The sequence below is a fragment of the Pseudomonas sp. FW300-N2F2 genome (genome assembly GCF_017351655.1).
Classification (GTDB): domain Bacteria; phylum Pseudomonadota; class Gammaproteobacteria; order Pseudomonadales; family Pseudomonadaceae; genus Aquipseudomonas; species Aquipseudomonas fluorescens_AA.
On record NZ_JACNDQ010000001.1, the window covers coordinates 33,960 to 57,255 of the forward strand.

Below are 23,296 nucleotides of genomic sequence, written 5' to 3' on the forward strand. Positions count from 1 at the left end.
AATCACCGAACGTTGTGTTTGGTAAGGAATGAACCATGCGTCATCGTAAAAGTGGTCGTCACCTGAGCCGCACCAGCTCGCACCGCAAGGCCATGTTCCAAAACATGGCGGTGTCGCTGTTCGAGCACGAGCTGATCAAAACTACACTGCCGAAAGCCAAAGAACTGCGTCGCGTTGCTGAGCCGCTGATCACTCTGGCCAAGACAGATAGCCTGGCTAACCGCCGTCTGGCTTTCGACCGTACTCGTTCGAAAGCTATCGTTGGTAAGCTCTTCAACGACCTGGGCAAGCGTTACGCTACCCGTGAGGGTGGCTACCTGCGCATCCTCAAGTGCGGTTTCCGCGCTGGCGACAACGCGCCTATGGCGTACGTCGAGTTGGTTGATCGTGCTACCAGCGGTGAAGCTGTATCCGCTGAGTAAGTCGGCAACAAACGAAAAACCGGGCCTTGTGCCCGGTTTTTTGTTGCCTGCCGAAAAGTGCCAAGACCGTTTCGCCTGGTTCGGCTATCGGCAAGTCTTAAGCATTAGATAATGACTATCGATGTCCATGATTTAATGAATTTGGATACTGTCACTAACATGATCGATACTCCTTTCCAGCCGATTAGCCGGCAGTTTGAAGACCGACCTAGGAAGATTGAGCATGAGCCAGATCAAAACGCTTACGACCGCCAGCGGCGCTCCTGTCGCCGATAACCAGAACTCTCGTTCCGCCGGCCCGCGCGGCCCGCTGCTGCTCGACGATTTTCACCTGATCGAAAAGCTTGCTCACTTCAACCGCGAGAACATTCCCGAGCGTCGCGTGCACGCCAAAGGATCGGGGGCCTACGGCACCTTTACCGTCACCCAGGACATCACCCAGTACACCAGCGCCAAGTTGTTCGAGTCGATCGGCAAGCAAACACCTACCTTCCTGCGGTTCTCCACCGTGGGTGGCGAGCGTGGTTCGGCCGACACTGAACGCGATCCGCGGGGTTTCGCCCTGAAGTTCTACACCGAGGAAGGCAACTGGGACATCGTTGGCAACAACACACCGGTGTTCTTCATCCGTGATCCGTTGAAGTTTCCGGACTTCATCCACACCCAGAAGCGTCTGCCGCAAAGCAACCTGAAAAGTGCCCAGGCGATGTGGGATTTCTGGTCCCATTCGCCTGAGGCGCTGCACCAGGTCACCATCCTGTTTTCCGACCGCGGCATTCCGGATGGCTACCGTCACATGCACGGCTTCGGCAGCCACACCTACAGCCTGATCAGCGCACAGGGTGAGCGGCATTGGGTGAAGTGGCACTACAAGACCCTGCAAGGCATCAAGAACCTTGCGCCGGCAGAAGCGGCACGCCTGGCGGGTACCGACCCGGATTATGCCCAGCGTGACTTGTTCGAGGCCATTGAGCGCGGTGACTTCCCGAAATGGCGCGTCTGCATCCAGATCATGAGCGAGGCCCAGGCTGCGGCCCATTACGAGAACCCGTTCGACGTGACCAAGACCTGGTCGCAGAAAGAGTTTCCGTTGATCGAAGTGGGTGTGCTCGAACTCAACCGCAACCCGCTGAATTACTTCGCTGAAGTCGAGCAGGCGGCGTTTGGCCCGAGCAACATGGTGCCAGGGGTTGGTCTCTCGCCGGATCGCATGCTGCAGGGCCGTGTCTTCGCCTACGCCGATGCGCACCGCTACCGTGTGGGCACCAATCACCAGCAATTGCCGGTGAATGCGCCACGTAGCCCGGTCAACACTTACCAGCGCGACGGTGCCATGGCGTTTGGCAGCAATGGCGGGGCGGCTCCGAACTACGAGCCTAACAGCTATGTGGAGGCACCGAAGCAGGCACCGCGTTATGCGGAGCCGGCATTGGCCCTCAGTGGCGCGGCGGATCGTTACGATCATCGCGAAGACACGGACTACTACAGCCACGCCGGTGCGCTGTTCCGTTTGATGAGCGACGAGCAGAAAGCGTTGCTGATCAACAATATCGCCGGCGCGATGGCGGGTGTATCGTCGGATGTCGTTGACCGTCAGCTCCAGCATTTCTTCAGGGCGGACGCCGCTTATGGAGAAGGTATCGCAAAGGCGTTGGGCGTACAGCTTAACTAAGTCTAAACGAGAAGCAGAACCGCCCTCATTTGGGCGGTTTTTGCGTTATTTAGCCCGGTTTTCTCGGATTTTCTTCACTTTTATTGCGATGAACGAGTGACCTCTCCGTCGGGTTGGTTCAAACTAGAGCCTTCAAAGCTTGTGGAGATGTAGGGCGATGCAAGGTCACCCAGATGTAATCGATTACCTCAACACGTTGCTGACAGGCGAACTGGCAGCCCGTGATCAATATTTCATCCACTCGCGGATGTACGAGGACTGGGGTTTCACCGAGCTCTACGAACGTATCAACCATGAGATGGAAGAAGAAGCCCAGCACGCCGATGCATTGATGCGCCGGATCCTGATGCTCGAAGGCACGCCGCGGATGCGTCCGGATGACTTGGATGTCGGGACCACCGTGCCCGATATGTTGGCCGCTGACCTACGCCTGGAATACAAAGTCCGCGCCGCGCTGTGCAAAGGCATCGAGCTCTGCGAGCAGCACAACGACTATGTGACCCGCGAGATCCTGCGTATCCAGCTTAACGACACCGAAGAAGACCACACCTACTGGCTGGAGAAGCAGTTGGGTCTGATCAAGTTGATTGGCCTGGAAAACTACCTGCAATCACAGTTCTGATCGCGATAATTGTGGGAGCGAGCTTGCTCGCGATAGCGGTTAAATCATCGCCTAAATGCAAACTGATACACCGCTATCGCGAGCAAGCTCGCTCCCACAGAAGAAAAGCAAAAAGCCCCTGCCATCGATGAGATGACAGGGGCTTTTTCGTGCCCGGGTGAAATCAGTCCCGATCACGCTCCAGCAACGGCTTGAGGTAGTAACCGGTGTAGGACTGCTTCATTTCGGCCACTTGTTCAGGCGTGCCCACGGCAATGATCTGGCCGCCCTTGGAACCGCCTTCCGGCCCCAGGTCCACCAGCCAGTCAGCCGTCTTGATCACGTCCAGGTTGTGTTCGATCACCACCACGGTGTTGCCGTGATCGCGAAGGCGATGCAGCACGTCGAGCAATTGCTGGATATCGGCGAAGTGCAGGCCGGTGGTCGGCTCGTCGAGGATATACAGGGTCTTGCCGGTGTCGCGCTTGGACAGCTCGCGGGACAACTTGACCCGCTGGGCTTCACCGCCGGACAGCGTCGTTGCCGACTGCCCCAGCTTGATGTACGACAGGCCGACATCCATCAGCGTCTGGAGCTTGCGCGCCAGGGCCGGCACCGCATCGAAGAACACCCGGGCCTCTTCGATGGTCATCTCCAGGGTTTCGTGGATGTTCTTGCCCTTGTATTTGATCTCCAGGGTCTCGCGGTTGTAGCGCTTGCTCTTGCACACATCGCACGGCACGTAGATGTCGGGCAGGAAGTGCATTTCCACCTTGATCAGGCCATCGCCCTGGCAGGCCTCGCAGCGCCCGCCCTTGACGTTGAAGGAGAAGCGCCCTGGGCCGTAGCCTCGGGAGCGGGACTCCGGCACGCCGGCGAACAGTTCGCGGATCGGTGTGAACAACCCGGTATAGGTCGCCGGGTTGGAGCGCGGCGTACGACCAATCGGGCTCTGGTCGATGTCGACCACCTTGTCCAGGTGCTCCAGGCCCTTGATGCTGTCGTGGGCGGCAGCTTCCAGGGTGGTGGCGCCGTTCAGGGCCGTGGCGCTGAGGGGGAACAGGGTGTTGTTGATCAGCGTCGATTTGCCAGAGCCGGACACGCCGGTCACGCAGGTCAGCAGGCCGATCGGGATTTCCAGGTCGACGTTGCGCAGGTTGTTGCCACGGGCGCCCTTGAGGGTCAGCGACAGCTTCTTGTTGCGCGGCGTACGTTTGGCCGGGACCTTGATCTTGACTCGGCCCGACAGGTACTTGCCCGTCAGCGAGTCAGGATGCGCCATGACTTCGGCAGCCGTGCCCTGGGCAACGATATGCCCGCCATGGACGCCCGCGCCCGGACCGATGTCCACCACGTAGTCCGCCAGGCGGATGGCGTCCTCGTCGTGCTCGACCACGATCACCGTGTTGCCGATGTCCCGCAGGTGCTTCAGGGTCCCGAGCAACCGGTCGTTGTCCCGCTGGTGCAGGCCGATGGACGGCTCGTCGAGGATGTACATCACCCCCACCAGGCCGGCGCCGATCTGGCTGGCGAGGCGGATACGCTGGGCTTCGCCGCCGGACAAGGTGTCTGCGCTGCGATCGAGGGTCAGGTAGTCCAGGCCGACGTTCACCAGGAACTGCAGGCGCTCGCGGATTTCCTTGAGGATCTTGTCGGCGATTTCGCCACGACGACCGGTGAGCTTCAAGCCGCCGAAGTAATCGGTGGCGTCACCAATCGGCAGGTTGGTCACCGCCGGCAGCGTCTTCTCGCCGACCCACACATGCCGCGCTTCGCGACGCAGACGGGTGCCACGGCAATCGGGGCAGGGCTGGGTGCTGAGGAACTTGGCCAGTTCTTCGCGCACGCTGGCCGACTCGGTCTCGCGGTAGCGTCGCTCCAGGTTCGGCACGATACCTTCGAACGGGTGGGAGCGCTTGACGATGTCGCCACGGTCGTTGAGGTATTTGAAGTCGACATTCTGCGAGCCGCTGCCGTGCAGGATGAATTTCTGCTGGTCGGCGGGCAACTCGTTGAATGGCTTGTCCAGGCTGAACTTGTAGTGGGCCGCCAGCGAGCCGAGCATCTGGAAGTAATAGACGTTGCGCCGGTCCCAGCCGCGAATCGCCCCTTCGGCCAGGGTCAGCTCGCCATTGACCAGGCGCTTGGTGTCGAAGAACTGCTTGACCCCCAGGCCGTCGCACGTCGGGCAGGCGCCAGCCGGGTTGTTGAAGGAGAACAGCTTGGGTTCCAGCTCGCTGATGGCATGGCCGCAGATCGGGCAGGCGAAGCGCGCGGAGAAAATGATCTCCTCGCCGGGCTCGTCGTCCATCGGTGCGACCAGGGCGATGCCGTCGGCCAGTTTCAGCGCGGTCTCGAAGGACTCGGCCAACCGCTGTTGCAAGTCGGCGCGGACCTTGAAGCGGTCGACCACCACATCGATCGAGTGCTTCTTCTGTTTATCCAGCTTCGGTAGTTCGTCCAGTTCGCACAGCTTGCCGTTGACCCGGGCCCGCACGAAGCCTTGGGCGCGCAATTCTTCGAACACCATCAGGTGTTCGCCCTTGCGTTCGCGAACCACCGGGGCCAGCAGCATCAGCTTGCTGCCTTCGGGCTGGGCCAGCACCAGGTCGACCATCTGGCTGACGGTCTGGGCTTCCAGGGGAATGTCGTGGTCGGGGCAGCGGGGGATGCCGACCCGCGCATACAGCAAGCGCAGGTAGTCGTAGATCTCGGTGATGGTGCCGACCGTCGACCGCGGGTTATGGGAGGTCGACTTCTGTTCGATGGAGATTGCCGGCGACAGGCCTTCGATGGTGTCGACGTCGGGTTTTTCCATCATCGACAGGAACTGCCGGGCGTAGGCCGACAGCGATTCGACATAGCGTCGCTGGCCTTCGGCGTACAACGTGTCGAAGGCCAGGGATGATTTGCCGGATCCGGACAGGCCGGTGATGACGATCAGCTTGTCCCGTGGCAGGGTCAGGTCGATATTCTTCAGGTTGTGGGTACGGGCCCCACGAATCAGGATCTTGTCCAAAGTGGCCTCGCTCGGCGGGCGTCGAAAACGTAGGAGTATACGGGCAAATACTGGATGGATGCACACTATTGAAGGCGCGATTGCAGCCATACATGAAGACTGCGCGGCAAACGGTCGCCATATACCCTCTCAATCGATGGGACTGGTAGAATCGCCGCCGGTTCACATGAGGTTTTTCCATGCAAGATCCCCACAGCGAACGCATGAGTCGTGGCGAGACACGCGCAGCAAGCGGTCTGGCCCTGGTGTTCGCCTTCCGTATGCTGGGCATGTTCATGGTGTTGCCGGTGCTGGCGACCTATGGCATGGACCTGGCAGGCGCCACCCCGGCCCTCATCGGCCTGGCGATTGGCGCTTATGGCCTGACCCAGGCGATCTTCCAGATCCCGTTCGGGATCATTTCCGACCGCATCGGCCGGCGTCCGGTTATCTACCTGGGGCTGATCGTCTTCGCCCTCGGCAGCGTGCTGGCGGCCAATGCCGACTCGATCTGGGGCGTGATCGCCGGGCGTATCCTGCAGGGTGCCGGGGCCATTTCCGCGGCCGTCATGGCGCTGCTGTCGGACCTGACCCGCGAACAGCATCGGACCAAGGCCATGGCCATGATCGGCATGACCATCGGTCTGTCGTTCGCTGTCGCCATGGTCGTAGGACCGTTGCTGACCCGTGCCTTTGGCTTGTCGGGCCTGTTCCTGGCGACCGGTGCCATGGCACTGGTGGGGATCCTGATCGTGGCGTTCATGGTGCCGCGCGCCACCGGGCCGTTGCAGCACCGGGAATCCGGGGTGGCGCGCCAGGCATTGATCCCGACGCTCAAGCACCCGGACCTGCTGCGCCTGGACCTGGGCATTTTCGTGCTCCACGCCATGCTGATGTCCAGCTTCGTGGCCTTGCCGCTGGCCCTGGTCGAGAAGGCCGGCCTGCCCAAGGAACAGCACTGGTGGGTCTACCTGACCGCGTTGCTGATATCGTTCTTCGCCATGATCCCGTTCATCATCTATGGCGAGAAACGACGCAAAATGAAACGAGTTTTGCTCGGCGCCGTCGTGACGCTGATGCTCACTGAGCTATTCTTCTGGCAGTTCGGCGATAGCTTGCGGGCCCTGGTGATCGGCACGGTGGTGTTCTTCACCGCGTTCAATCTGCTGGAAGCCTCGCTGCCGTCGCTGATCAGCAAGGTTTCGCCGGCGGGCGGCAAGGGCACGGCGATGGGGGTCTACTCCACCAGCCAGTTCCTGGGCTCGGCGTTGGGCGGTATCCTCGGCGGCTGGCTGTTCCAGCATGGCGGTTTGTCGGTTGTGTTCCTGGGATGCGCCGCGCTGGCTGCACTTTGGTTAGCCTTTGCTGTTACCATGCGCGAACCTCCCTATGTGACGAGCCTGCGCTTGCCCTTATCGCCCGAGGCGATTCGTGAGGCTGGCCTGACCGAGCGTCTGAAGGCCGTCGTTGGAGTAACCGATGCAGTGGTGGTCGCCGACGAGGCGGCCGTGTATATCAAACTCGACACCGAATTATTGGATCGCGCGACGCTCGAGCGCCTGGTGAACAACCCGGCCCCGACCACGTGCGAAGCCTAGGAGAACGTTATGGCCCGTGGGGTTAACAAAGTCATATTGGTCGGTACTTGCGGCCAGGATCCCGAAGTTCGCTACCTGCCGAACGGCAACGCCGTGACCAACCTGAGTCTGGCGACCAGCGAACAATGGACCGACAAGCAGACCGGCCAGAAGGTCGAGAAGACCGAATGGCACCGCGTGTCGATGTTCGGCAAGGTGGCCGAGATCGCCGGCGAATACCTGCGCAAGGGTTCGCAGGTATACATCGAAGGCAAGCTGCAGACCCGCGAGTGGGAAAAAGACGGCATCAAGCGCTACACCACCGAAATCGTGGTCGACATGCAAGGCACCATGCAATTGCTGGGTGGCCGTCCACAGGGCGACCAGCAACAAGGTGGCAACAACTACCAGCAGTCGGCTCCGGCCCCGCGTCAGCAGGCGCCTCGTCCACAGTCGGCGCCACAGCCACAACGTGAGCGCCCGGCCCCACAACAGGCCGCGCCGCAACCGGCTCCGGATTTCGACAGCTTCGATGACGATATCCCGTTCTGATCCTCGCCTGAGCGCATTACGCAGGTAGGTCACGAAAGCCCCAAGTGCTCGGCACTTGGGGCTTTTTATTTGTCTGGCGCAAACCGATTCGTGACTTTGGGGACACTGGCAAGCCCGGCCTTGCTCACAGATCCAGATCCAATACCTCCTGCATCCTCTCGCCAATCGACTGACTCAACCACGCGGCATGAAACGCCATGTCCTGATCCGTCAGATCCACCCCTACCCGAAGTGCGATGGCTTTGCCATTGCCTCCGGCGAAGCCCACCACAAAGTGACAGATGTTGGCGGAAGCGGTCGTTTTGTAAGGCTTGATGTAATGGATGTCGCTGTACGGCACGCATTCGTCGGTGGTTTGCCGGGCAGGGCGGCGTTGGGTGAAGGTGAGGCGTTGCTGGCGTTCGTCAAAGCAGAAGCCGAGCACCTTAGGTTCGGAGGCCAGCCAGTTGAGCACGCAGACGGCCGCGAATGCGCTGATTAACATGAGCGCTATGAACAGAGGGTCCTCGATCACTCTTGTGTGGATGGGCGACAGGTTTTGTCCGACATGAAACAGCTTCGTCGATAGCACTGCCAGCCCGTAGACCGGCAAGGCCAGCAGTATCACCACGGCATACACCATCGTGCCCAGATATCCCGGCCTGGATACCTCGCTTGAGCAATCCCATGTGGGCGGGTGCGGTGGCGCTGATGTAGCGGTTGGGAACGGGGATTCGACCAGGCGTGGCGGGCGTTTGCGTTTCATACGGCTGGCTCTTGGGAAAAATGCCCGGCCATTCTTATCGTTATTCCTCAAGTACGCCTAGTAAAAAACGGTTCGCCCGAGGTTGGGGTCTTCCTGGACCCCGCCAATCCAGGTTTTTTCTGTCTGACCTGCCGTGCCGTCACCTTCATGGCCGATAGTTCGCCGGTAATTCATGCCGCGTCGGCGCTTTTTCTTCGTGATAGTGCGGTTTGCCCTGGGGAGAGCTCATCAAGGTCGAGTTGGCCAGGATTGTCTCCGTCAGCAAACAGTCTTCACCTTCCCCGAACCAGCAGGCCAGCGCCGAGTTTCGATTGCCGTGCAGGTCCACGACGGCTGGCCAGTTCTCGACGCCATGGGCGTCACTGGGGGCGATGTCGGGGTAGTGCTTGGGCGGCAGGACCAGCGCATCGCCGGGCCGCAGCCACAGGTCGGCCAAATGGATTTCCCTCGACGCAGGCCGCCAACGGGCGACGCTGATCACCAGCGGCAAGCGGCCATAACGGGAAAAGAACGCGTGGGGGAAGTTGTGGTATTCGAGGTCGGTCGGGTTGTAGGTCAGCAGCTCGCGCTGGCGCGCCGGGCCCAGGTAGGGCGATTGGTGGCCGGCCCATTTGCCGTAGGTGTATTGACCCAGGATCAGTTGGTCGTATTCGAAACGCAGGCATTCGCCGTTTCCGAGCAGGGTCATGCCGAAGGCCTGCGCCGTTTCCTTGGTTGCCCAGATCGGTGCGTAGTGCACTTCGCTGGCGTGGAAGTCGAACGTCTTGATCCAGTAGGAACCGCTGTTCGTTGCAACCTCACGGTCCCGCCAACTGATGCCCGAATAGCGAGTACCCAGGGACAAGGCCGGGTTCTCGGGGCTGAGCTGGATCAGATGGCCGCGCTCCTGGACACTCGGTCGTGCCAGGCCATGGTCGTTGAACAGGTAGGGAAACCGGCGGGGATCGAGGGCCGTTTCCACGCCATCGCCGATAAAGGGAACACTGTTGAAGACTTGCATCGTATGGGGACCACGCACGCAAGAAGGCTAGAGAAAAGGGCGCTCAATCGCCCGATGAACCTGTGGGAGCGAGCTTGCTCGCGATGGCGGCGGCACATTCAACATTGAAGCAAGCTGAACCAGCGCTATCGCGAGCAAGCTCGCTCCCACAGGGGATCTCACTATCGGGTGTCAACTGTACGGACGATGCTGCTCACGCAACCAGTCCATGCCGTGAGGTTGGCGCCACGGCCGGACGGCGGCGCGTTTTTCAATCTGGGTCAGGCACAGGGCGTCCATCCAGTAGTAGACCATCAACAGGTGAAATACCTCATCGCCGCGCCGGTCCCAGATGACGTCGTCCTGCTGGCGACCCGGTTCGATGGGTTTGAGCCGGCAGTCGCCCTGGTCGTGCATGCCTTGCAGGCAGGTTCCCGTCTCGTAGTTGATCAGCAGCACCGGGTGGTTGATTTCCGGATAAGGTTTTTCCAGCTCGGGCATGTACCAGTATTGCCCTGGGTTGTGCCTGTCCGGCGTCTGCATGGCGATCCGGGTCCGGTTTTGCGGATCGACCGCCAGGGCCGGTTTGGCGTCGGTATTGTTGCGCACGATGTACAGCGCGGTGCGAGGGTCTTCCTCGGTCGTTGCGGTTTTTACCAACTTGACCTTGCCGAACGAGTCGTGGGAAAACCGAGCCTTGACCTTCACCGTTGGGTTGAGGTCCTTGCCTGCCTGGCCAAAACCGGCAATGAGTCCATCGACACCGGGTGCCTCGAAGTCATTTCCCGCCAGCACATAGGTCAGGCCGGACAACGGGTTGGGCTGCATGTGCTTGGTCAGCGTGTCCCAGCGCATCAGCGATACTTCGCTGGCGCCGTTGGACAGCAGGGCCTCACGCATGGCATACGTCGGGTAGTAGCGCGCGTCGCGCGGCCAGCGCTCAGTGGCCATCAGCAATTTTTGCCCGTTTTTTTGTCTCAGCAGCAGGGCCAGCGCATCCCAGAACTGTTCAAATTCCGTGGTCGATGCATTCGCGGCGGGTGGGTAGTGGAAGCTTTCGCTGGTTTCCTTGCTTTTGTTGTCGACGAACACCATTCGCAAGGCAGGGCGGGTTGCTTCGGCCTTGGAGGTGGCTTGCCGCCCGGAGCGGCCGAGGACAACCACCGAGTCTTGCCAAGTGGCTTCGATTTCCGCCTTGTAGCTGGTGTACCACTGGTAGGCCTGCTCCAGTGCCGTACGGGTCTCGCCTTCCTTGACGAAGCGATAGACCGGCGCGATTGCCAACTCCACGACGGTCGGGTCGTCGGGCAGCGATTCGCGCCATTTGCCGAACTCCGCATTGCAATTGTTCGGGTCCACTGAGTTGAAAGCGATGGCGTGCGTGCCACCCCGGGTGGTCAGGTTGGCGTTGCGATGGGCGATGTTTTTCTTGACCGTTTCCGAGACCGAGGTGGTCGCGCTGCCGCTGACAAAGGTGCCGTATTCGGCCTTGACCATGGCATCGAGGGTGTTGGTCTTGCTGAGGAAACTCTTGAGTGCGGTCATCGCATAGTTCAGCGAACCACCGACAGTCACTTCGCTGACGATATCGGCACCAAAGTCGACCAGGAAATTGAAGAATGGCGCCGGATTGCTCGAGTCGAAGGCCTTGGGCAACTCATCGATGCGCTTCTTGAACGCTTCCGTGGCATTGGCGGGGCTGACCTCGAGGGTCAGTTTCCATAACCGCACCGTGTGACTGTAGAGCGCGGCTTCACGCTCTTCGAGCGTCTTGATGTCGCTGCCGAAGGTGGCTTTGAAACCGGCGGAAAAGGCGCCGTATTTGCCGGAGGCTTCGACACTCGTCTGGGTATGTCTTTCGAATTCGTCGCGGGAGGCAAACGTCTCGGTGGAGAAGTTGTCGTTGGCCACGACCGTGGACATGGTGACGTTTTTCCCCACGTTGTAAGACGTTTTCCGGTACGGCACCGCACGTTTGCCCGACTCGGTATCGCCGACCTTCAGGCACTCCTTGCTGTCGCCGGCCCAATCGAGCCGGTTCAGTCCGCGCCCCAGTAATTGCGAGCCGCCGATATCCCGCACGTCATCGCCCGCGTTGCCCTTCAGTCCATCGCTCATCGCCTTTCTCCCATCGCTCAGGTTGTATCAACTGGGTGTCAATTGATGGGAGTGAGTATCGGGAGGGCGGTGATAGGCGGACAGTCCAGAGCGGTGTCAGTCCGGTATCAGTTTGGTATCAGGCAAAATGCCATCTTTTCATTAACCCGGGCGAGGCGCAGGAGTACACTCGATCGGCTGCCGTTGTCCCAGGGTAGAAAGGGCTATCGACATGGACTCCCGACCAAACACCTTTGTTGCCCTGCCCAGGCGTGATGCTTCGATATCCGACGGCCGTGTCCTGCTGGACGCCGTGTCGTTGAAAGGCCTGCGCAAACAGCATGGCCTGAGCCAGGAAACCCTGGCCGAGGCCTGCCTGAACCGGCATTTGTGCGTCTCGATCGCCTCCATCAAGCGGGCCGAAACCGGCAAGCCGGTGCTTTACCGCACGGCTCGGCACTTGGCGACGGCCTTCGGGGTCGATGTGAGTGAGCTGCTGAGCACTCCCGCCTCGGTGGCTTTGGCGCACATCCAACAGACGATGAACGCGGTGCACCAGACGGCCTTTGCGCAACAGGCGCTGAAACAGGTCGATGACAGCGTCATCCGCTACGTGCTGGAGCTGTCCTTTCGGATCGATGGGCTGCCCGTGACGACGTTCATGGAAGAAATCGAGCGCCTGGTGCGTCAGTTCGGCGGCGTTCCACTGGGGATGACGCAGGATGTGGTGATCGCCCAGTTCGGTTCGCCACAGGCCTATCGCAGCGATAGCGAGCGGGGCCTGCTCTGCGCGCTGGCCCTGAGTCGGGAGCAATTCGTCACGTCCGGGCATGCCCTGTTACTGCGGCTTGTGCGCCTGAGCGCCGACGCCATGGAGCCTGCGGTCGAGCCTGTCTTGCTCGCGCAAAAGCCGCTGTTGGAGCGTCATGGGCACGCGCCGGTGTATGTTGCGCAAAACCTGCTGGAACAGCTCGCTGCACGGTTTGAGTTTTCGGCCAGCGACGATGAGTTCCAGGCCTATCGCAAATGCCTGCGCCCACGCAGCCTCGACGAAAACGCGCCGCGTCCGTTGGTGGGACGGGCCATCGAGCTCTTGCAGTTCAAGGCGGTGATCGAGGCCACCCAGGAATGCCAGGACGGGCACATCGTCTATGTGCGCGGCATGGCGGGCATTGGCAAGACCCGCCTGGTCAGCGAGTTTTTCGAAATGGCCCGGCAGCGTGGCTTTGCCTGCCATCGCGGCGATGTGCTGGATTTCGGCATGGACAACAGCCTTTGGCCCCTGGGGCAACTGCTGGCCAGCCTGCTCAACCTGGGGGGCGCGGCGTCCGTCAGCGCCTCGCTGTTGGATGCCGCTTTGTCCCGCCTGAAAGTGGCCGCCGAACATCGCATGTTCTTGCAAGTGCTGACGGGGGTGTCGTCTGCCGAGCCTCCGGCCCTGTATGCCGCGATGAGCAACCAGGCCCGTACCCAGGGGCTGTTCCAGGCCTTGCTCGACGTGTTGCTGCGCAGCGCGGTGCAACAGCCTTTGCTGATCTGCGTCGAAGACCTGCACTGGGGCGATGCCACGCTGTTTATGCTGCTGGGCAGGCTGCTCGATGCCACTGACGAAGCGCCGGTGGTCTGGCTGCTGACGTCCCGTCCCGAAGGCGATCCGCTGGAAAGCGAAATCCGTACGCATTCCTCCAGCCCCATGAGTCTGCTCGACATCGCGCCGATCCGGGCGCGGGAGGCCACGGTCCTGGCGGAGCAGTTCACTGAGGTCGATCCGCGTTACCGGGCCGAATGTGTCGCCCGTGCCCAAGGCAATCCGCTGTACCTGACGCAACTGCTGTCGAGCCAGCAAGGGGTTTTCCCTGACAGTCTTAGGCATTTGGTCCAGACCCGCTTTGACAAATTGGCCCCCGAGCAACGTCGTGCCCTGCATTACGCCGCGGTGCTGGGCAATCGCTTCGAGCTGACGCTGTGGCGCGAAGCGCTGGGGCAGCCCGGTTATCTGCCAACCGCGGACATGCGCCAGGGGCTGTTGCGGGAGGTCGAGCCAGGCAGCTATCTGTTTGTCCACGACCTGGTCATGCACTGCCTCTACGATTCAATGCCCACGTTGCTGCGCGAGCAGTTGCACGGTGAGGTGGCGAATCTCTATCGCGCGCGCGACCGGGTGCTTTATGCCCAGCATTTACTGCGGGCCAACGATCCGGCGGCGTTCGACGCACTGTTGGTGGCCATGGGCGAAAAACGGCTGGCCTGCCAGTACGACAGTGTCCTTGCGCTGGCGCGGCAATGCTCGGCGTTTGCCGAACGTGCGCAGGGCAATTTTCTCTTCGCGTTGCTGTGCGGCCAGGCGTGCTCGGGCCTGGGCCAGACCGTGGAGGCCCGGGCGCATTTCCAGCGCGCCTTGGCATTGGCCGAGCAGCCGCAGGATCGAATCGAGGCCGCGTTGGGGCTGGCGGCAGTCCTCAATACCCTCGATTGCCTGGACGAGGAGGAGCGCCTGATCGAGGACATGCTGCCCATCGCCCGGTCCATGCAGGCCCATGCGGCGCTTGCCCGGTTGAATCACTTGCGCGGGAATATCTATTTCCCACGGGGTGATTACGCCGAGTGTCGCCGCCTTCACGAAGAGGCTTTGTCTTCTGCTCGCATCGGCCGGGACCTGGAAACCGAGGCCAAGGCCTTGAGTGGCATTGGCGACTCCTACTACGCACAAGGGCGCATGCAGACCGCCTACGAGGTCTTCGATCAATGCGTACGCCTGTGCGAGCGCAATGGCTGGACACACGTGGAGGCGGCCAACCGCAGCGCCCGTGGATCGGCGCAGTTGTACCTGGGTCAGCCAGAGCCCGCCTTGCGTGACGCCATGGAGGCCATCGAATGCAGCGCCCGGCTGGGCAATCATCGAGCGCAGGTTTTCTCGCGGCTCACTGCGGCCTGGGTGCTGGTGGCGGGCGGCCAGGATGCCTTGGCGGAACAAGAGCTGAGCAGTGCCCTGACGCTGGCACGCAGCCTTGGCGCCAGCCGTTTCGAAGCGATCCTGCTGGAAGGGTTGGCGCGGGTGGCGTTGCGCCAGGGCGAGCGCGGGCTGGCGCAGACCTTGATCATGGAGGCGGCGAGCCTGGTGGAACGCTTCGAGTTGCAGCGCTACATCGGGCCTTGGGTCTACGGCAGCCTGGCGATGATCAGCGATGACGGACCGTTCAGCCAGCAGGCCTTGGCGAAGGGCGAAGCCCAGCTCACCCAAGCCTGCCTGGCCCACAACGCCTTGCGCTTTCGCGTGGCGGCCGCTGAAACCTGCCTGTTGGCGGGCAATACCGAAAAGGCTATCTGGCATGGGCAACAAATGGCGGCATTGCCCGAGTCGGCGTCGTGCGCCTGGATCAACCATCATGTGCGGTTGATCGATGTGGCGGGCCAGTGGCTGCGCAACGGCGATCAAGCCAGCGGCGAGAAGCTGAAGGGGATGGCGCGAGAAGCGCAGCAGATGGGGTTCGTGGCGACGATGCCGCGGTTGTTGCTCGCGCTGGAGACTTGAGCGCTTCCAGGTACACCGTTGGTGCCTGAGACAAAACCGCACTTGGGTGATGAAGCGCGGTTTTTTAGCTGTGCCGTGGGTTTACTGATGGTCGGCCAGGAATTGCTCGGTACTCACCACACTCGCGTAGGCAAACCCCAGCGCTGCCATGAACGCCGCATGCACCTGGGCAGCCGGCACGACCACGCCGTTGAACTCCAGGTCGAGGGTCGCGCAGGCGTCGTGGATCACCGTGACGCCGTAGCCCAGGTCCGCCGCCGCCCGCACCACGCCATCGACGCACATGTGGCTCATGCTGCCGACCACCACCAATTGTTCGATGCCGTGCTGGTCGAGGAGTGCTTGTAGTTCGGTTTCGCGAAACGAATTGACGAAGTGCTTGAGGACCACCGGCTCATCGGCGCGGTTGAGCACCTTGGGGTGCAACTGTGCGCCTTCGGAGCCTGGGGTGAAGAAGGGCGCGTCGGCGGAGGTGAATTCGTGGCGGATGTGCACCACGCTGTCGCCGGCCTGGCGAAAGGCTTCGATCAACCGTGCGGCGTTATCGGCGGCGGCATGGGCACCGACCAACGGCCATTTGCCCTGGGGGAAGTAGTCGTTCTGGATATCGACTACGATGAGCGCTTGCTTGGACATGAGGGCTTCCTTGATCAGGTGGGGTAGGGCGCCAGTATTGGCCTTTACCGCCGGTTCGAGGATTGGCCGCAACGACAATAAGCGAGGGAAAACTGACAATGGCGCAGCAAAGGGCAGTCGCCGAGCTTGGGGTGCTCATCTACCCCGGCGCGCAAATGGCGGCGGTGCATGGCTTGACCGACCTGTTCGCCGTGGCCCAGCGGATCGCGGCCGAGCACGCCAGTGCACAATTGCCACGGTTGCGGGTCAGTCACTGGCAGACCGACAACGGCGAGGCGCCGCGGCGGGTGTTCGACAGCGAAACCGGCCCAGCGGGCCATTTGGTGGCGTTGCTGATTCCGCCGTCCCTCGCCGGCTTCGATGACGACCTGGCCTCGCCGACGCTGATGGATTGGCTGCGTGCGCAGCATGCGGGCGGCACCGTGTTGGGTGGTGTGTGTGTTGGCTCGATCCTGTTGGCCGAAAGCGGCCTGCTCGATGGGCGCAGCGCCACCACCCATTGGAGCTCGGCCAAGGATTTCGCCGCCCGTTACCCGAAGATCAAACTCAACGCCGACAAACCGATTGTCGACGACGGCGACCTGATCACCACCGCCGGGCTGATGGCCTGGTCGGAACTGGGACTGCGCCTGGTGGACCGCCTGCTCGGGCCCAGCATCGCCACGCGCACCGCGCAATTTCTGGTGATCGAACACAGCGACAGCGCGAGCCAGTGCGGCAGTAACTTCGCGCCCATCCTCGGCCATGGCGATGCGGCGATTCTCAAGGTCCAGCATTGGCTGCAAAGCAACGGCGCGGTGGAGGTTTCCCTCGGTGCGATGGCCGAACGGGCCGGGCTGGAAGAGCGCACCTTCCTGCGCCGGTTCCGTGCCGCCACCGGGCTCAAGCCCACCGAATACTGCCAGCACCTGCGGGTCGGCAAGGCCCGGGAAATGCTGGAGTTCACCAATGGCACCATCGACCACATTGCCTGGACCGTCGGCTACCAGGACCCCAGTGCCTTTCGCGCGACGTTCAGGAAAATCACCGGGTTGGCGCCGAGTGATTATCGGGCGAGGTTTGGGGTGAGCCCGCTGGGCATTCCCAAAGGCTGACACTGGACCTTTTGTGGCGAGGGAGCTTGCTCCCGCTGGGCTGCGCAGCAGCCCCACCATCCCAACTGACACACTGCGGTGTAGGTTCCTTGGGGGCGCTTCGCACCCCAGCGGGAGCAAGCTCCCTCGCCACAGGGTGGCGTTTAACTTGAGGCATCGTGCAATTTGCGGGATGCCAAGCCTGTGTCGTGCAGAATGAAACAGGCCCGTTGCTATCAACTGCACACAAGGCGCCCGCTTGGCTGACCCCTCCTTGCCGATGACATCATTGGCCTGATCTCTGCACCTATCCTTACCTAAAGCCATCGAGCGCAGGAGGAAGGGCACCGCATGACATCAGTCAATCGCAACAAACGGGTCGTGGCCTATTCGGTCAACCCACAAGCGCCTCGCCACGAAGTCGAGACCAACCGTGCCCTGGCCCAGTGGCTGGCGCAGATCCTGGGTTGGGAGTACGGCGACAGCCATGACTCCAGTGCCGGTCAGGATCTTTATCTGTTGCCCACGCAAACCCTGATCGGCCCCGAAACCTTGATGCGCCAGGGGGTGAAGGGGCCGGAGGATGTGTGGGGTGGGTATGTCGAGCATGATTTTATCTGCACCAAGGCGATTACCCACGGTCTGTTGAATAAGGACGCGGTGGCGCCCAAAGGCTGGTCGCCGCTGTTTGCCAAGCTGACGCGAGGCGCGGTGCTCGACGGCGTGACGGTCTTTTCGCTCAAGGACGCCCGCCCGGCCGCCGAACATTTGCTCTACACCGGGCCGATCCGCATCAAGCCGATCCATGCCTGCGCCGGACGTGGTCAACGGCTGATCAAGAGCCTGGCGCAGTTCGATGAGATCGCCGCCGGGCCCGACGCCCAGGCGCTGTTTGGTGAAGGGGTGGTGCTGGAACAGCACCTCAACGAGGTCAAGACCCAGAGCGTCGGCCAGAGCTTCATCAACGGCCAGGTCCTGAGCTATTGCGGCGTGCAACACCTGACCCACGACAGCGAAGGGCTGGAGGTGTACGGCGGGTCGGACCTGCTGGTAGTGCAGGGCGGCTACATCGAGCTGCTCAGGCTCGAACTGCCCGACGATGTGCGCGAGGCGGTGCGGCTGGCGCAAGTGTTCGATGACGCCGCCAACCAGGCCTACCCGAGCTTTTTTGCGTCGCGGCGCAATTACGACATTGCCCAGGGCCTGGATGCCGCCGGCCAGCCCCGTGGCGGCGTGTTGGAACAGTCGTGGCGCATGGGCGGGGCCAGCAGCGCCGAACTGGCGGCGTTGCAGGTGTTCGTCGAAACGCCTGAGACCAACGCGGTGCGGGTGTCTTCGGTGGAAACCTACCTCGACCAACCGCTGCCAGCCGGGGCCAGGGAGGTTTATCGCGGCGAGGCCCACAACAGCGACTTTCTTCTCAAATACGTAACGGTTCAATCCTATGACGGCTAGAAGTGAAACCATTCAAATCGAAATAGACGATGAACGCATGGACGGGACGTTCCTGAGCCCCAAATCGAAGGTCCCTGGCGTGTTGTTCGTACACGGCTGGGGTGGCAGCCAGGAGCGTGACCTGGAACGGGCCAAAGGCATCGCCGGCCTCGGTTGCGTGTGCCTGACCTTCGACTTGCGCGGGCACACCGGCGGGGCGGGCATCCCGTTGTCCCGAGTGACCCGTGAGGACAACCTGCGGGATCTGTTGGCGGCATACGACCGCTTGCTCGCCCACCCCGCCTTGGATACCTCGGCGATTGCCGTGGTGGGCACCAGCTATGGCGGTTACCTGGCCTCGATCCTGACGTCGCTGCGCCCGGTGCGCTGGCTGGCCCTGCGGGTGCCGGCGTTGTACCGCGACGAGCAATGGCACACGCCCAAGCGCGACCTGGACAAGACTGACCTGCTGGATTACCGCAGCACCCTGGTGCACGCCAGCACCAATCGCGCGCTGCACGCGTGCTCGCAGTTCACCGGCGATGTGTTGTTGGTGGAATCCGAGACCGATGCCTACGTGCCCCATGCCACCATCATGAGCTACCGGGCGGCCTGCCAGCAGACCCATTCGCTGACCCACCGCATCATCGACGGCGCCGACCATGCCCTGAGCGACCCTGTGTCACAACAGGCCTACACCTCGATCCTGGTGGACTGGATCACGGAAATGGTGGTGGGAGAGCGGTTGAGCATTATTCAGGCGCGCTGATCGTGGGGCCTCATCGCGAGCAAGCTCGCTCCCACAGGGGGTGGTGTTGCGATCGAGATAGGTGTGTTCACGACAGATCCAATGTGGGAGCGAGCTTGCTCGCGATGAGGCCAGGCCAGGCACCCATCACTTGACCCCAGGCTTGACCCGCAACGCCTTGGCCTTCGCCTCGATCACCAGGTACATCACCACGGTAATCAGCAACGGCAGGATGAAATAGATCGCCCGGTAAGCGATCAGCCCCGCCAGCAGGCTGCCCCGCGACACCTCATGTTGCAGCAGGGCAACGAACACCGCCTCCAACACCCCGAGCCCCGCCGGAATGTGGGTGATGACCCCGGCAATGCTGCTGATCAGCAACACCCCGAGCACCATCGGGTAATCCAGTTTGCCGGGCAGCAAGGTGAAGATCACCGCCGCCATCAACGACCAGTTCAGCGCGCCCAATGCCAGTTGCAGCACCGCCATGCGCAGCGACGGCAGGTTGATCTCCATGCCGCGGACGGTCCAGGCCCGACGCTTGGAAAACCGGCAGGCCGCCAGGTACCCGGCACTCGCCAGCAACAACAGCACGCCCACGCCTTGCAACGCATCGCTGCTGAGTTTCCAGCCCGGCGGCATGGTCACCAGGCCGCTGCTGAACACCACCCCGGCCAATGTCATGTAGCCGAACCAGTTGGTGGCCAGGCTCAGGCCGAGGATCTTGGCGATGTTCCCGCTGCTGACGCCCAGCCGCGAATACAGGCGATAGCGCATGGCGATACCGCCTACCCAGGCGCTGAGGTTGAGATTGAAGGCATAACTGATCACCCCCACCGGTAAAATCTGCCGCCAACCGAGTTTCTGGCGGATGTAGGTGCGTCCGATCAGATCGAAGCAGGCGTAGGTGATGAAGCTGGTGATGGTCAGCGCAGCGGCGATGATCAAGGTGCGCACTTTGAAATCGGCCAGGGTGGCGAACACCTCGGACCAATCGATGCGCCGGGCCAGGGTGGTGAAGAGCACGATCAACAGCAGGAAAAACGCCAGGGTCAGCGGTCTTTTCCAACGGCTCCAGCGGGATTTGGGCTTGGCCTGTTCCGGCGCATGGGCATCTCTCGGCGCGGTGTGCGCTTCAGAGTGGTTCATGGGGTTCGCTCCGGACCGCCGTCGGCGGTGAAAAAGGTTTCAGGCGCGGTTTATGGGCCGGCAGCCAGCCGGCCCAGGCCGGGAAATGGCGCAAAAAGTGGAACACCATGAAACCGATGGTCATGCGCCACAGCAGGCCCCGCGGCGCATGGTTTTCGGGCATGACCGTGCAATGGTTGCGGCTCAGGTAGTCGAGGCGCTCGAACAGCTCGCGGTTGAACGTCCGGTCGCGGATCAGCACGTTGGCCTCCAGGTTCAGCGACAGGCTCAGCGGGTCGAGGTTGCTTGAACCCACCGTGCTCCAGTCCTCATCCACCAAGGCGACTTTGCCGTGCAGCGGCCGCTCGCAGTATTCGTAGATCACCACGCCGGCCTTGAGCAGATAGCTGTAGAGCATCCGGGCCGCGAGCTTGGCGATCATCATGTCCGGTTGCCCTTGCAGGATCAGCCGCACCTCCACGCCGCGCCGCGCCGCGTTGCGGATCTCGCGCAGCAACCGGTAGCCGGGGAAGAAATACGCGTTGGCGATCACCACCCGCCGTTGGGCGCTGCGCAGCACCTGCAGGTAGACCTCTTCGATGTCGGTCTGATGCTCGTGGTTATCCCGGTAGACCAGGCGCACCTGGCCGTCATGGTCGTTGAAGGCCAGCTCGTTGCGGCGGCTGCGGCGGCGTTGCCACCAATACTTGGCCCGGGACGGACGGCCGCTTTGCAGCAGGGCGAAGTGATGGATGTCCACCACCGCCGGCCCCTTGATCTCCACGGAATAGTCCTGCTTGGCCTCGGGGCCGAAATCCCCCAAGTGGTCGGCGGAAAAGTTGATCCCACCGATGAAGGCAATCACCCCGTCCACCACCACGATCTTGCGGTGCAGGCGGCGGAACCAGTTGGTGCGGATGCCCAAGCGCCGGGGTGCCGGGTCGAACATCTGCAAGCGCACCCCGGCGTCGCTCAACGAGGCCAGGAAACCGGTGGTCAACTCACCGCAGCCGAAGCCATCGAGGCTGACGGTGATGCGCACGCCACGCTGGGCGGCTTCCACCAGCAGGTCCCGCAGTTCGTAGCCGACCTTGTCCTCGAACAGAATGAAGGTCTCAAGCAGGATTTCTGTTTCGGCCCGGCGAATGGCCTCGAAGACCCTGGGGAAATATTCCTCGCCGTTTTCCAGCAACGTGACGCGATTGTTGCCGTGCCAGCCGTATTCGATATCGGCCAGCGCCGGGTCGCGTTCGGTGGGCGTCGTGTCGACCTGTTCTACCGTCGCCTTGTCCATCGTCGCGCTCATAATTCGATCTCCACCGACAGCGGTGCATGGTCGGAAAGGTGCGACCAGGGTCGTACGTTCAACACCTTGGGATGATGGGCCTTGAGGTTGCGCACGTAGATGCGGTCCAGGCGCAGGATCGGCAGGCGCGCCGGAAAGCTGCGGGCCGGCTTGCCCCACTGCTCGGCGAACACTTCCCGCAGGCCGCAGGGTTCGAGCAGTTCACTGGCTTTGCCGCGCCAATCGTTGAAGTCGCCGGCCACGATCACCGGTGCATCGGGCGGCAGTTCGCTCAAGCGTTGGCGAAGCAGCTTGAGTTGCTCGACACGATGACCTTCGCGCAGCCCCAAATGGACGCAGATGGCATGCACATCCTGCCCATCGCCCGGCAGGCGCAGCACGCTGTGGAGCATGCCGCGGTTTTCATGGCCGCTGATGGACACGTCCAGGTTGTCGTGGCGGATGATCTGGAATTTCGACAACAACGCATTGCCATGGTCGCCCGCCGGGTACACCGCGTTGCGCCCATAGGCGAACTGTGGCCAGAGGGTGTCGGCGAGGAATTCGTATTGCGGCATGCTCGGCCAGTTGCTGTAGCGCTGGGGATGGTGTTCGTGGGTGCCGTGGACTTCCTGCAGGAATACCACGTCGGCGGACACGCTGCGCACCGCTTCGCGCAGTTCCGGCAGGATGAAGCGCCGGTTCAGGGCGGTGAAGCCCTTGTGGGTGTTGACGGTCAGCACGGTGAAACGGCTCACCCTGTCGAGATCCTGCCCCCCTTGTCGGGTCGGCTCGCAGGTCGCTTCGCTGGTTTGCGGACGGTTCATGGCAACACCCCTTCGGCTGGTCGCTGGCCGGGCGCGGTGGCGAGGTCCTTGTCCAGATGGAAATGTTCCAGCAAATGGCGTGCGTCGTAGGGCGCGCGGACTTTGATGTCGTTGTCGAAATAGCAGAATACTTCCCGGCTCTGGCGTGCCCGGGGTTTCTTGTCCGGGTCAATCAGGTGCGCGTCGCTCGGCTGCTTGCCGTGGCTCCAGGCCTCGATCCGGTCGCCCCAGCGCTTCAACGCCTCGTCGGTGTAGCCGCTGGCGTACAGCTCCTCGGCGCCATGCAGGCGCAGGTAGACGAAATCGCTGGTGACGTCTTCACGATAGGGCCATTTGCCGGCTGTGTCGGCGATCACCAGGGCCACGTCGTAGCGCTTGAGCAACGTGATGAAGTGCGGGTCGATGAAACTCTCATGACGGATTTCCACGGCGTGGCGCAGTGGGCGCTTTTTGTCAGTCATGGTGCTGGCGTGGCCGTCCAGGCGCGGCTCATGCTCCCGGGCCAGGGCGGCGGCGCCTTCGGTGTCGTGGGGCAATTGCTTGAGGAAGTCTTCGAACAGCTCGGGATCGAATTTGAAGCTGGGTGGAAACTGCCAGAGGATCGCCCCCAATTTCTCCTTGAGTTCCAGCACGCCGGAGGCGAAGAAGTTGGCCAAAGGCTTGCGGATGTCCCGCAGGCGCCTGATGTGGGTGATGAAGCGCGGGGCCTTGACGCTGAACACGAAGCCGGGCGGCGTCTCGGCATACCACTGGGCATACCGTTCGGGGCGTTGCAGGGCGTAGAACGATCCATTGATTTCGATACTGTTGACCGCTCGCGAGGCAAATTGCAGTTCCCGTTTCTGGGTCAGCCCCTTGGGGTAGAAATCTCCCCGCCAAGGCGTGTAGCGCCAGCCGGAAATGCCAATGTGGATCGCCGTCATGTATCCCTCCCGTGCCAATGACCTCGTACCGCCTGTGTCTTTTGATGACTGTTGCGCGGCCCGGAAA

The 23,296-nt window shown here is 62.0% G+C and carries 18 protein-coding genes; 9 read left to right on the forward strand and 9 right to left on the reverse strand.

Features of this window, described 5'->3' with window-relative positions; genetic code table 11:
- Positions 1 to 35: 35 nt before the first annotated feature.
- The 3 genes from rplQ to bfr all read left to right on the forward strand — a co-directional run bounded on the left by rplQ (position 36) and on the right by bfr (position 2,716).
- Entirely contained in the window at positions 36 to 422 is a 387-nt protein-coding gene (gene rplQ, locus J4E63_RS00240; RefSeq protein ID WP_003186009.1) for a 50S ribosomal protein L17, read from the forward strand.
- Between the two features lie 223 nt (positions 423 to 645).
- Positions 646 to 2,094, forward strand: coding sequence for a catalase (locus J4E63_RS00245; RefSeq protein WP_207280607.1), 1,449 nt, complete (start codon positions 646 to 648; stop codon positions 2,092 to 2,094).
- 157 nt (positions 2,095 to 2,251) lie between these two features.
- Positions 2,252 to 2,716 carry a bacterioferritin gene (bfr, locus tag J4E63_RS00250; RefSeq protein WP_003186005.1) on the forward strand — a complete coding sequence of 155 codons (465 nt, stop codon included), beginning with the start codon at positions 2,252 to 2,254 and terminating at the stop codon, positions 2,714 to 2,716.
- Positions 2,717 to 2,879: 163 nt separating this feature from the next.
- On the opposite strand, the gene uvrA is transcribed toward bfr, so the two are convergent.
- On the reverse strand, positions 2,880 to 5,714 hold the full coding sequence (uvrA, locus tag J4E63_RS00255; RefSeq protein ID WP_072410491.1) for an excinuclease ABC subunit UvrA: 2,835 nt from the start codon (positions 5,712 to 5,714) through the stop codon (positions 2,880 to 2,882).
- Between the two features lie 179 nt (positions 5,715 to 5,893).
- Here uvrA and J4E63_RS00260 point away from each other — a divergent pair, with 179 nt between their 5' ends.
- The gene (locus J4E63_RS00260; RefSeq protein WP_053125859.1) at positions 5,894 to 7,291 is read left to right on the forward strand and encodes an MFS transporter; all 1,398 of its coding nucleotides are present in this window, start codon (positions 5,894 to 5,896) and stop codon (positions 7,289 to 7,291) included.
- Positions 7,292 to 7,300: 9 nt separating this feature from the next.
- Positions 7,301 to 7,822 (forward strand): single-stranded DNA-binding protein, encoded by a 522-nt coding sequence (locus tag J4E63_RS00265; RefSeq protein ID WP_003206078.1) that lies wholly within the window; start codon positions 7,301 to 7,303, stop codon positions 7,820 to 7,822.
- Between the two features lie 124 nt (positions 7,823 to 7,946).
- On the opposite strand, the gene J4E63_RS00270 is transcribed toward J4E63_RS00265, so the two are convergent.
- The 3 genes from J4E63_RS00270 to J4E63_RS00280 form a co-directional block, all read right to left on the reverse strand.
- On the reverse strand, positions 7,947 to 8,567 hold the full coding sequence (locus J4E63_RS00270) for a hypothetical protein (RefSeq protein ID WP_207280609.1): 621 nt from the start codon (positions 8,565 to 8,567) through the stop codon (positions 7,947 to 7,949).
- Between the two features lie 145 nt (positions 8,568 to 8,712).
- On the reverse strand, positions 8,713 to 9,567 hold the full coding sequence (locus tag J4E63_RS00275; RefSeq protein WP_207280611.1) for a hypothetical protein: 855 nt from the start codon (positions 9,565 to 9,567) through the stop codon (positions 8,713 to 8,715).
- Between the two features lie 171 nt (positions 9,568 to 9,738).
- On the reverse strand, positions 9,739 to 11,664 hold the full coding sequence (locus J4E63_RS00280; RefSeq protein ID WP_207280613.1) for an MAC/perforin domain-containing protein: 1,926 nt from the start codon (positions 11,662 to 11,664) through the stop codon (positions 9,739 to 9,741).
- Between the two features lie 211 nt (positions 11,665 to 11,875).
- Between J4E63_RS00280 and J4E63_RS00285 the strand changes: the two genes are divergently transcribed.
- On the forward strand, positions 11,876 to 15,175 hold the full coding sequence (locus J4E63_RS00285; protein ID WP_207280614.1) for an AAA family ATPase: 3,300 nt from the start codon (positions 11,876 to 11,878) through the stop codon (positions 15,173 to 15,175).
- Positions 15,176 to 15,256: 81 nt separating this feature from the next.
- On the opposite strand, the gene J4E63_RS00290 is transcribed toward J4E63_RS00285, so the two are convergent.
- Positions 15,257 to 15,811, reverse strand: a complete 555-nt coding sequence (locus J4E63_RS00290) for a cysteine hydrolase family protein (RefSeq protein WP_060740398.1) — start codon at positions 15,809 to 15,811, stop codon at positions 15,257 to 15,259.
- Positions 15,812 to 15,909: 98 nt separating this feature from the next.
- Here J4E63_RS00290 and J4E63_RS00295 point away from each other — a divergent pair, with 98 nt between their 5' ends.
- From J4E63_RS00295 to J4E63_RS00305, 3 genes are all read left to right on the forward strand, one after another.
- Entirely contained in the window at positions 15,910 to 16,905 is a 996-nt protein-coding gene (locus J4E63_RS00295; RefSeq protein ID WP_192264052.1) for a GlxA family transcriptional regulator, read from the forward strand.
- Positions 16,906 to 17,235: 330 nt separating this feature from the next.
- The gene (locus J4E63_RS00300) at positions 17,236 to 18,339 is read left to right on the forward strand and encodes a DUF3182 family protein (protein WP_207280616.1); all 1,104 of its coding nucleotides are present in this window, start codon (positions 17,236 to 17,238) and stop codon (positions 18,337 to 18,339) included.
- On the forward strand, positions 18,329 to 19,087 hold the full coding sequence (locus J4E63_RS00305; protein ID WP_060740401.1) for a S9 family peptidase: 759 nt from the start codon (positions 18,329 to 18,331) through the stop codon (positions 19,085 to 19,087). The genes J4E63_RS00300 and J4E63_RS00305 overlap by 11 nt, the downstream gene beginning before the upstream one ends.
- 126 nt (positions 19,088 to 19,213) lie before the next feature.
- Here the strand turns inward: J4E63_RS00305 and J4E63_RS00310 are convergent, their stop codons facing one another.
- The 4 genes from J4E63_RS00310 to J4E63_RS00325 are packed head-to-tail and all read right to left on the reverse strand — an operon-like array spanning position 19,214 to position 23,229.
- Positions 19,214 to 20,215 (reverse strand): lysylphosphatidylglycerol synthase domain-containing protein, encoded by a 1,002-nt coding sequence (locus tag J4E63_RS00310; protein WP_207280618.1) that lies wholly within the window; start codon positions 20,213 to 20,215, stop codon positions 19,214 to 19,216.
- Entirely contained in the window at positions 20,202 to 21,500 is a 1,299-nt protein-coding gene (clsB, locus tag J4E63_RS00315; protein WP_207280620.1) for a cardiolipin synthase ClsB, read from the reverse strand. Before clsB ends, J4E63_RS00310 begins: the two co-directional genes overlap by 14 nt.
- A complete protein-coding gene (locus tag J4E63_RS00320; protein ID WP_192264038.1) occupies positions 21,497 to 22,306 on the reverse strand; it encodes an endonuclease/exonuclease/phosphatase family protein in 810 nt (269 codons plus the stop codon). The genes clsB and J4E63_RS00320 overlap by 4 nt, the downstream gene beginning before the upstream one ends.
- Positions 22,303 to 23,229 (reverse strand): DUF72 domain-containing protein, encoded by a 927-nt coding sequence (locus J4E63_RS00325; RefSeq protein ID WP_207280622.1) that lies wholly within the window; start codon positions 23,227 to 23,229, stop codon positions 22,303 to 22,305. The genes J4E63_RS00320 and J4E63_RS00325 overlap by 4 nt, the downstream gene beginning before the upstream one ends.
- Positions 23,230 to 23,296: the final 67 nt, after the last annotated feature.

Coding starts and splice junctions, on each gene's coding strand:
- J4E63_RS00245 (WP_207280607.1), top strand. CDS start 646: ATGAGCCAGATCAAAACGCTTACGACCGCCAGCGGCGCTCCTGTCGCC.
- J4E63_RS00295 (WP_192264052.1), top strand. CDS start 15,910: ATGGCGCAGCAAAGGGCAGTCGCCGAGCTTGGGGTGCTCATCTACCCC.
- rplQ (WP_003186009.1), top strand. CDS start 36: ATGCGTCATCGTAAAAGTGGTCGTCACCTGAGCCGCACCAGCTCGCAC.
- clsB (WP_207280620.1), bottom strand. CDS start 21,500: ATGAGCGCGACGATGGACAAGGCGACGGTAGAACAGGTCGACACGACG.
- J4E63_RS00260 (WP_053125859.1), top strand. CDS start 5,894: ATGCAAGATCCCCACAGCGAACGCATGAGTCGTGGCGAGACACGCGCA.
- J4E63_RS00325 (WP_207280622.1), bottom strand. CDS start 23,229: ATGACGGCGATCCACATTGGCATTTCCGGCTGGCGCTACACGCCTTGG.
- J4E63_RS00290 (WP_060740398.1), bottom strand. CDS start 15,811: ATGTCCAAGCAAGCGCTCATCGTAGTCGATATCCAGAACGACTACTTC.
- J4E63_RS00320 (WP_192264038.1), bottom strand. CDS start 22,306: ATGAACCGTCCGCAAACCAGCGAAGCGACCTGCGAGCCGACCCGACAA.
- J4E63_RS00305 (WP_060740401.1), top strand. CDS start 18,329: ATGACGGCTAGAAGTGAAACCATTCAAATCGAAATAGACGATGAACGC.
- J4E63_RS00310 (WP_207280618.1), bottom strand. CDS start 20,215: ATGAACCACTCTGAAGCGCACACCGCGCCGAGAGATGCCCATGCGCCG.
- bfr (WP_003186005.1), top strand. CDS start 2,252: ATGCAAGGTCACCCAGATGTAATCGATTACCTCAACACGTTGCTGACA.
- J4E63_RS00275 (WP_207280611.1), bottom strand. CDS start 9,567: ATGCAAGTCTTCAACAGTGTTCCCTTTATCGGCGATGGCGTGGAAACG.
- J4E63_RS00285 (WP_207280614.1), top strand. CDS start 11,876: ATGGACTCCCGACCAAACACCTTTGTTGCCCTGCCCAGGCGTGATGCT.
- J4E63_RS00265 (WP_003206078.1), top strand. CDS start 7,301: ATGGCCCGTGGGGTTAACAAAGTCATATTGGTCGGTACTTGCGGCCAG.
- J4E63_RS00300 (WP_207280616.1), top strand. CDS start 17,236: ATGACATCAGTCAATCGCAACAAACGGGTCGTGGCCTATTCGGTCAAC.
- J4E63_RS00280 (WP_207280613.1), bottom strand. CDS start 11,664: ATGAGCGATGGACTGAAGGGCAACGCGGGCGATGACGTGCGGGATATC.
- J4E63_RS00270 (WP_207280609.1), bottom strand. CDS start 8,567: ATGAAACGCAAACGCCCGCCACGCCTGGTCGAATCCCCGTTCCCAACC.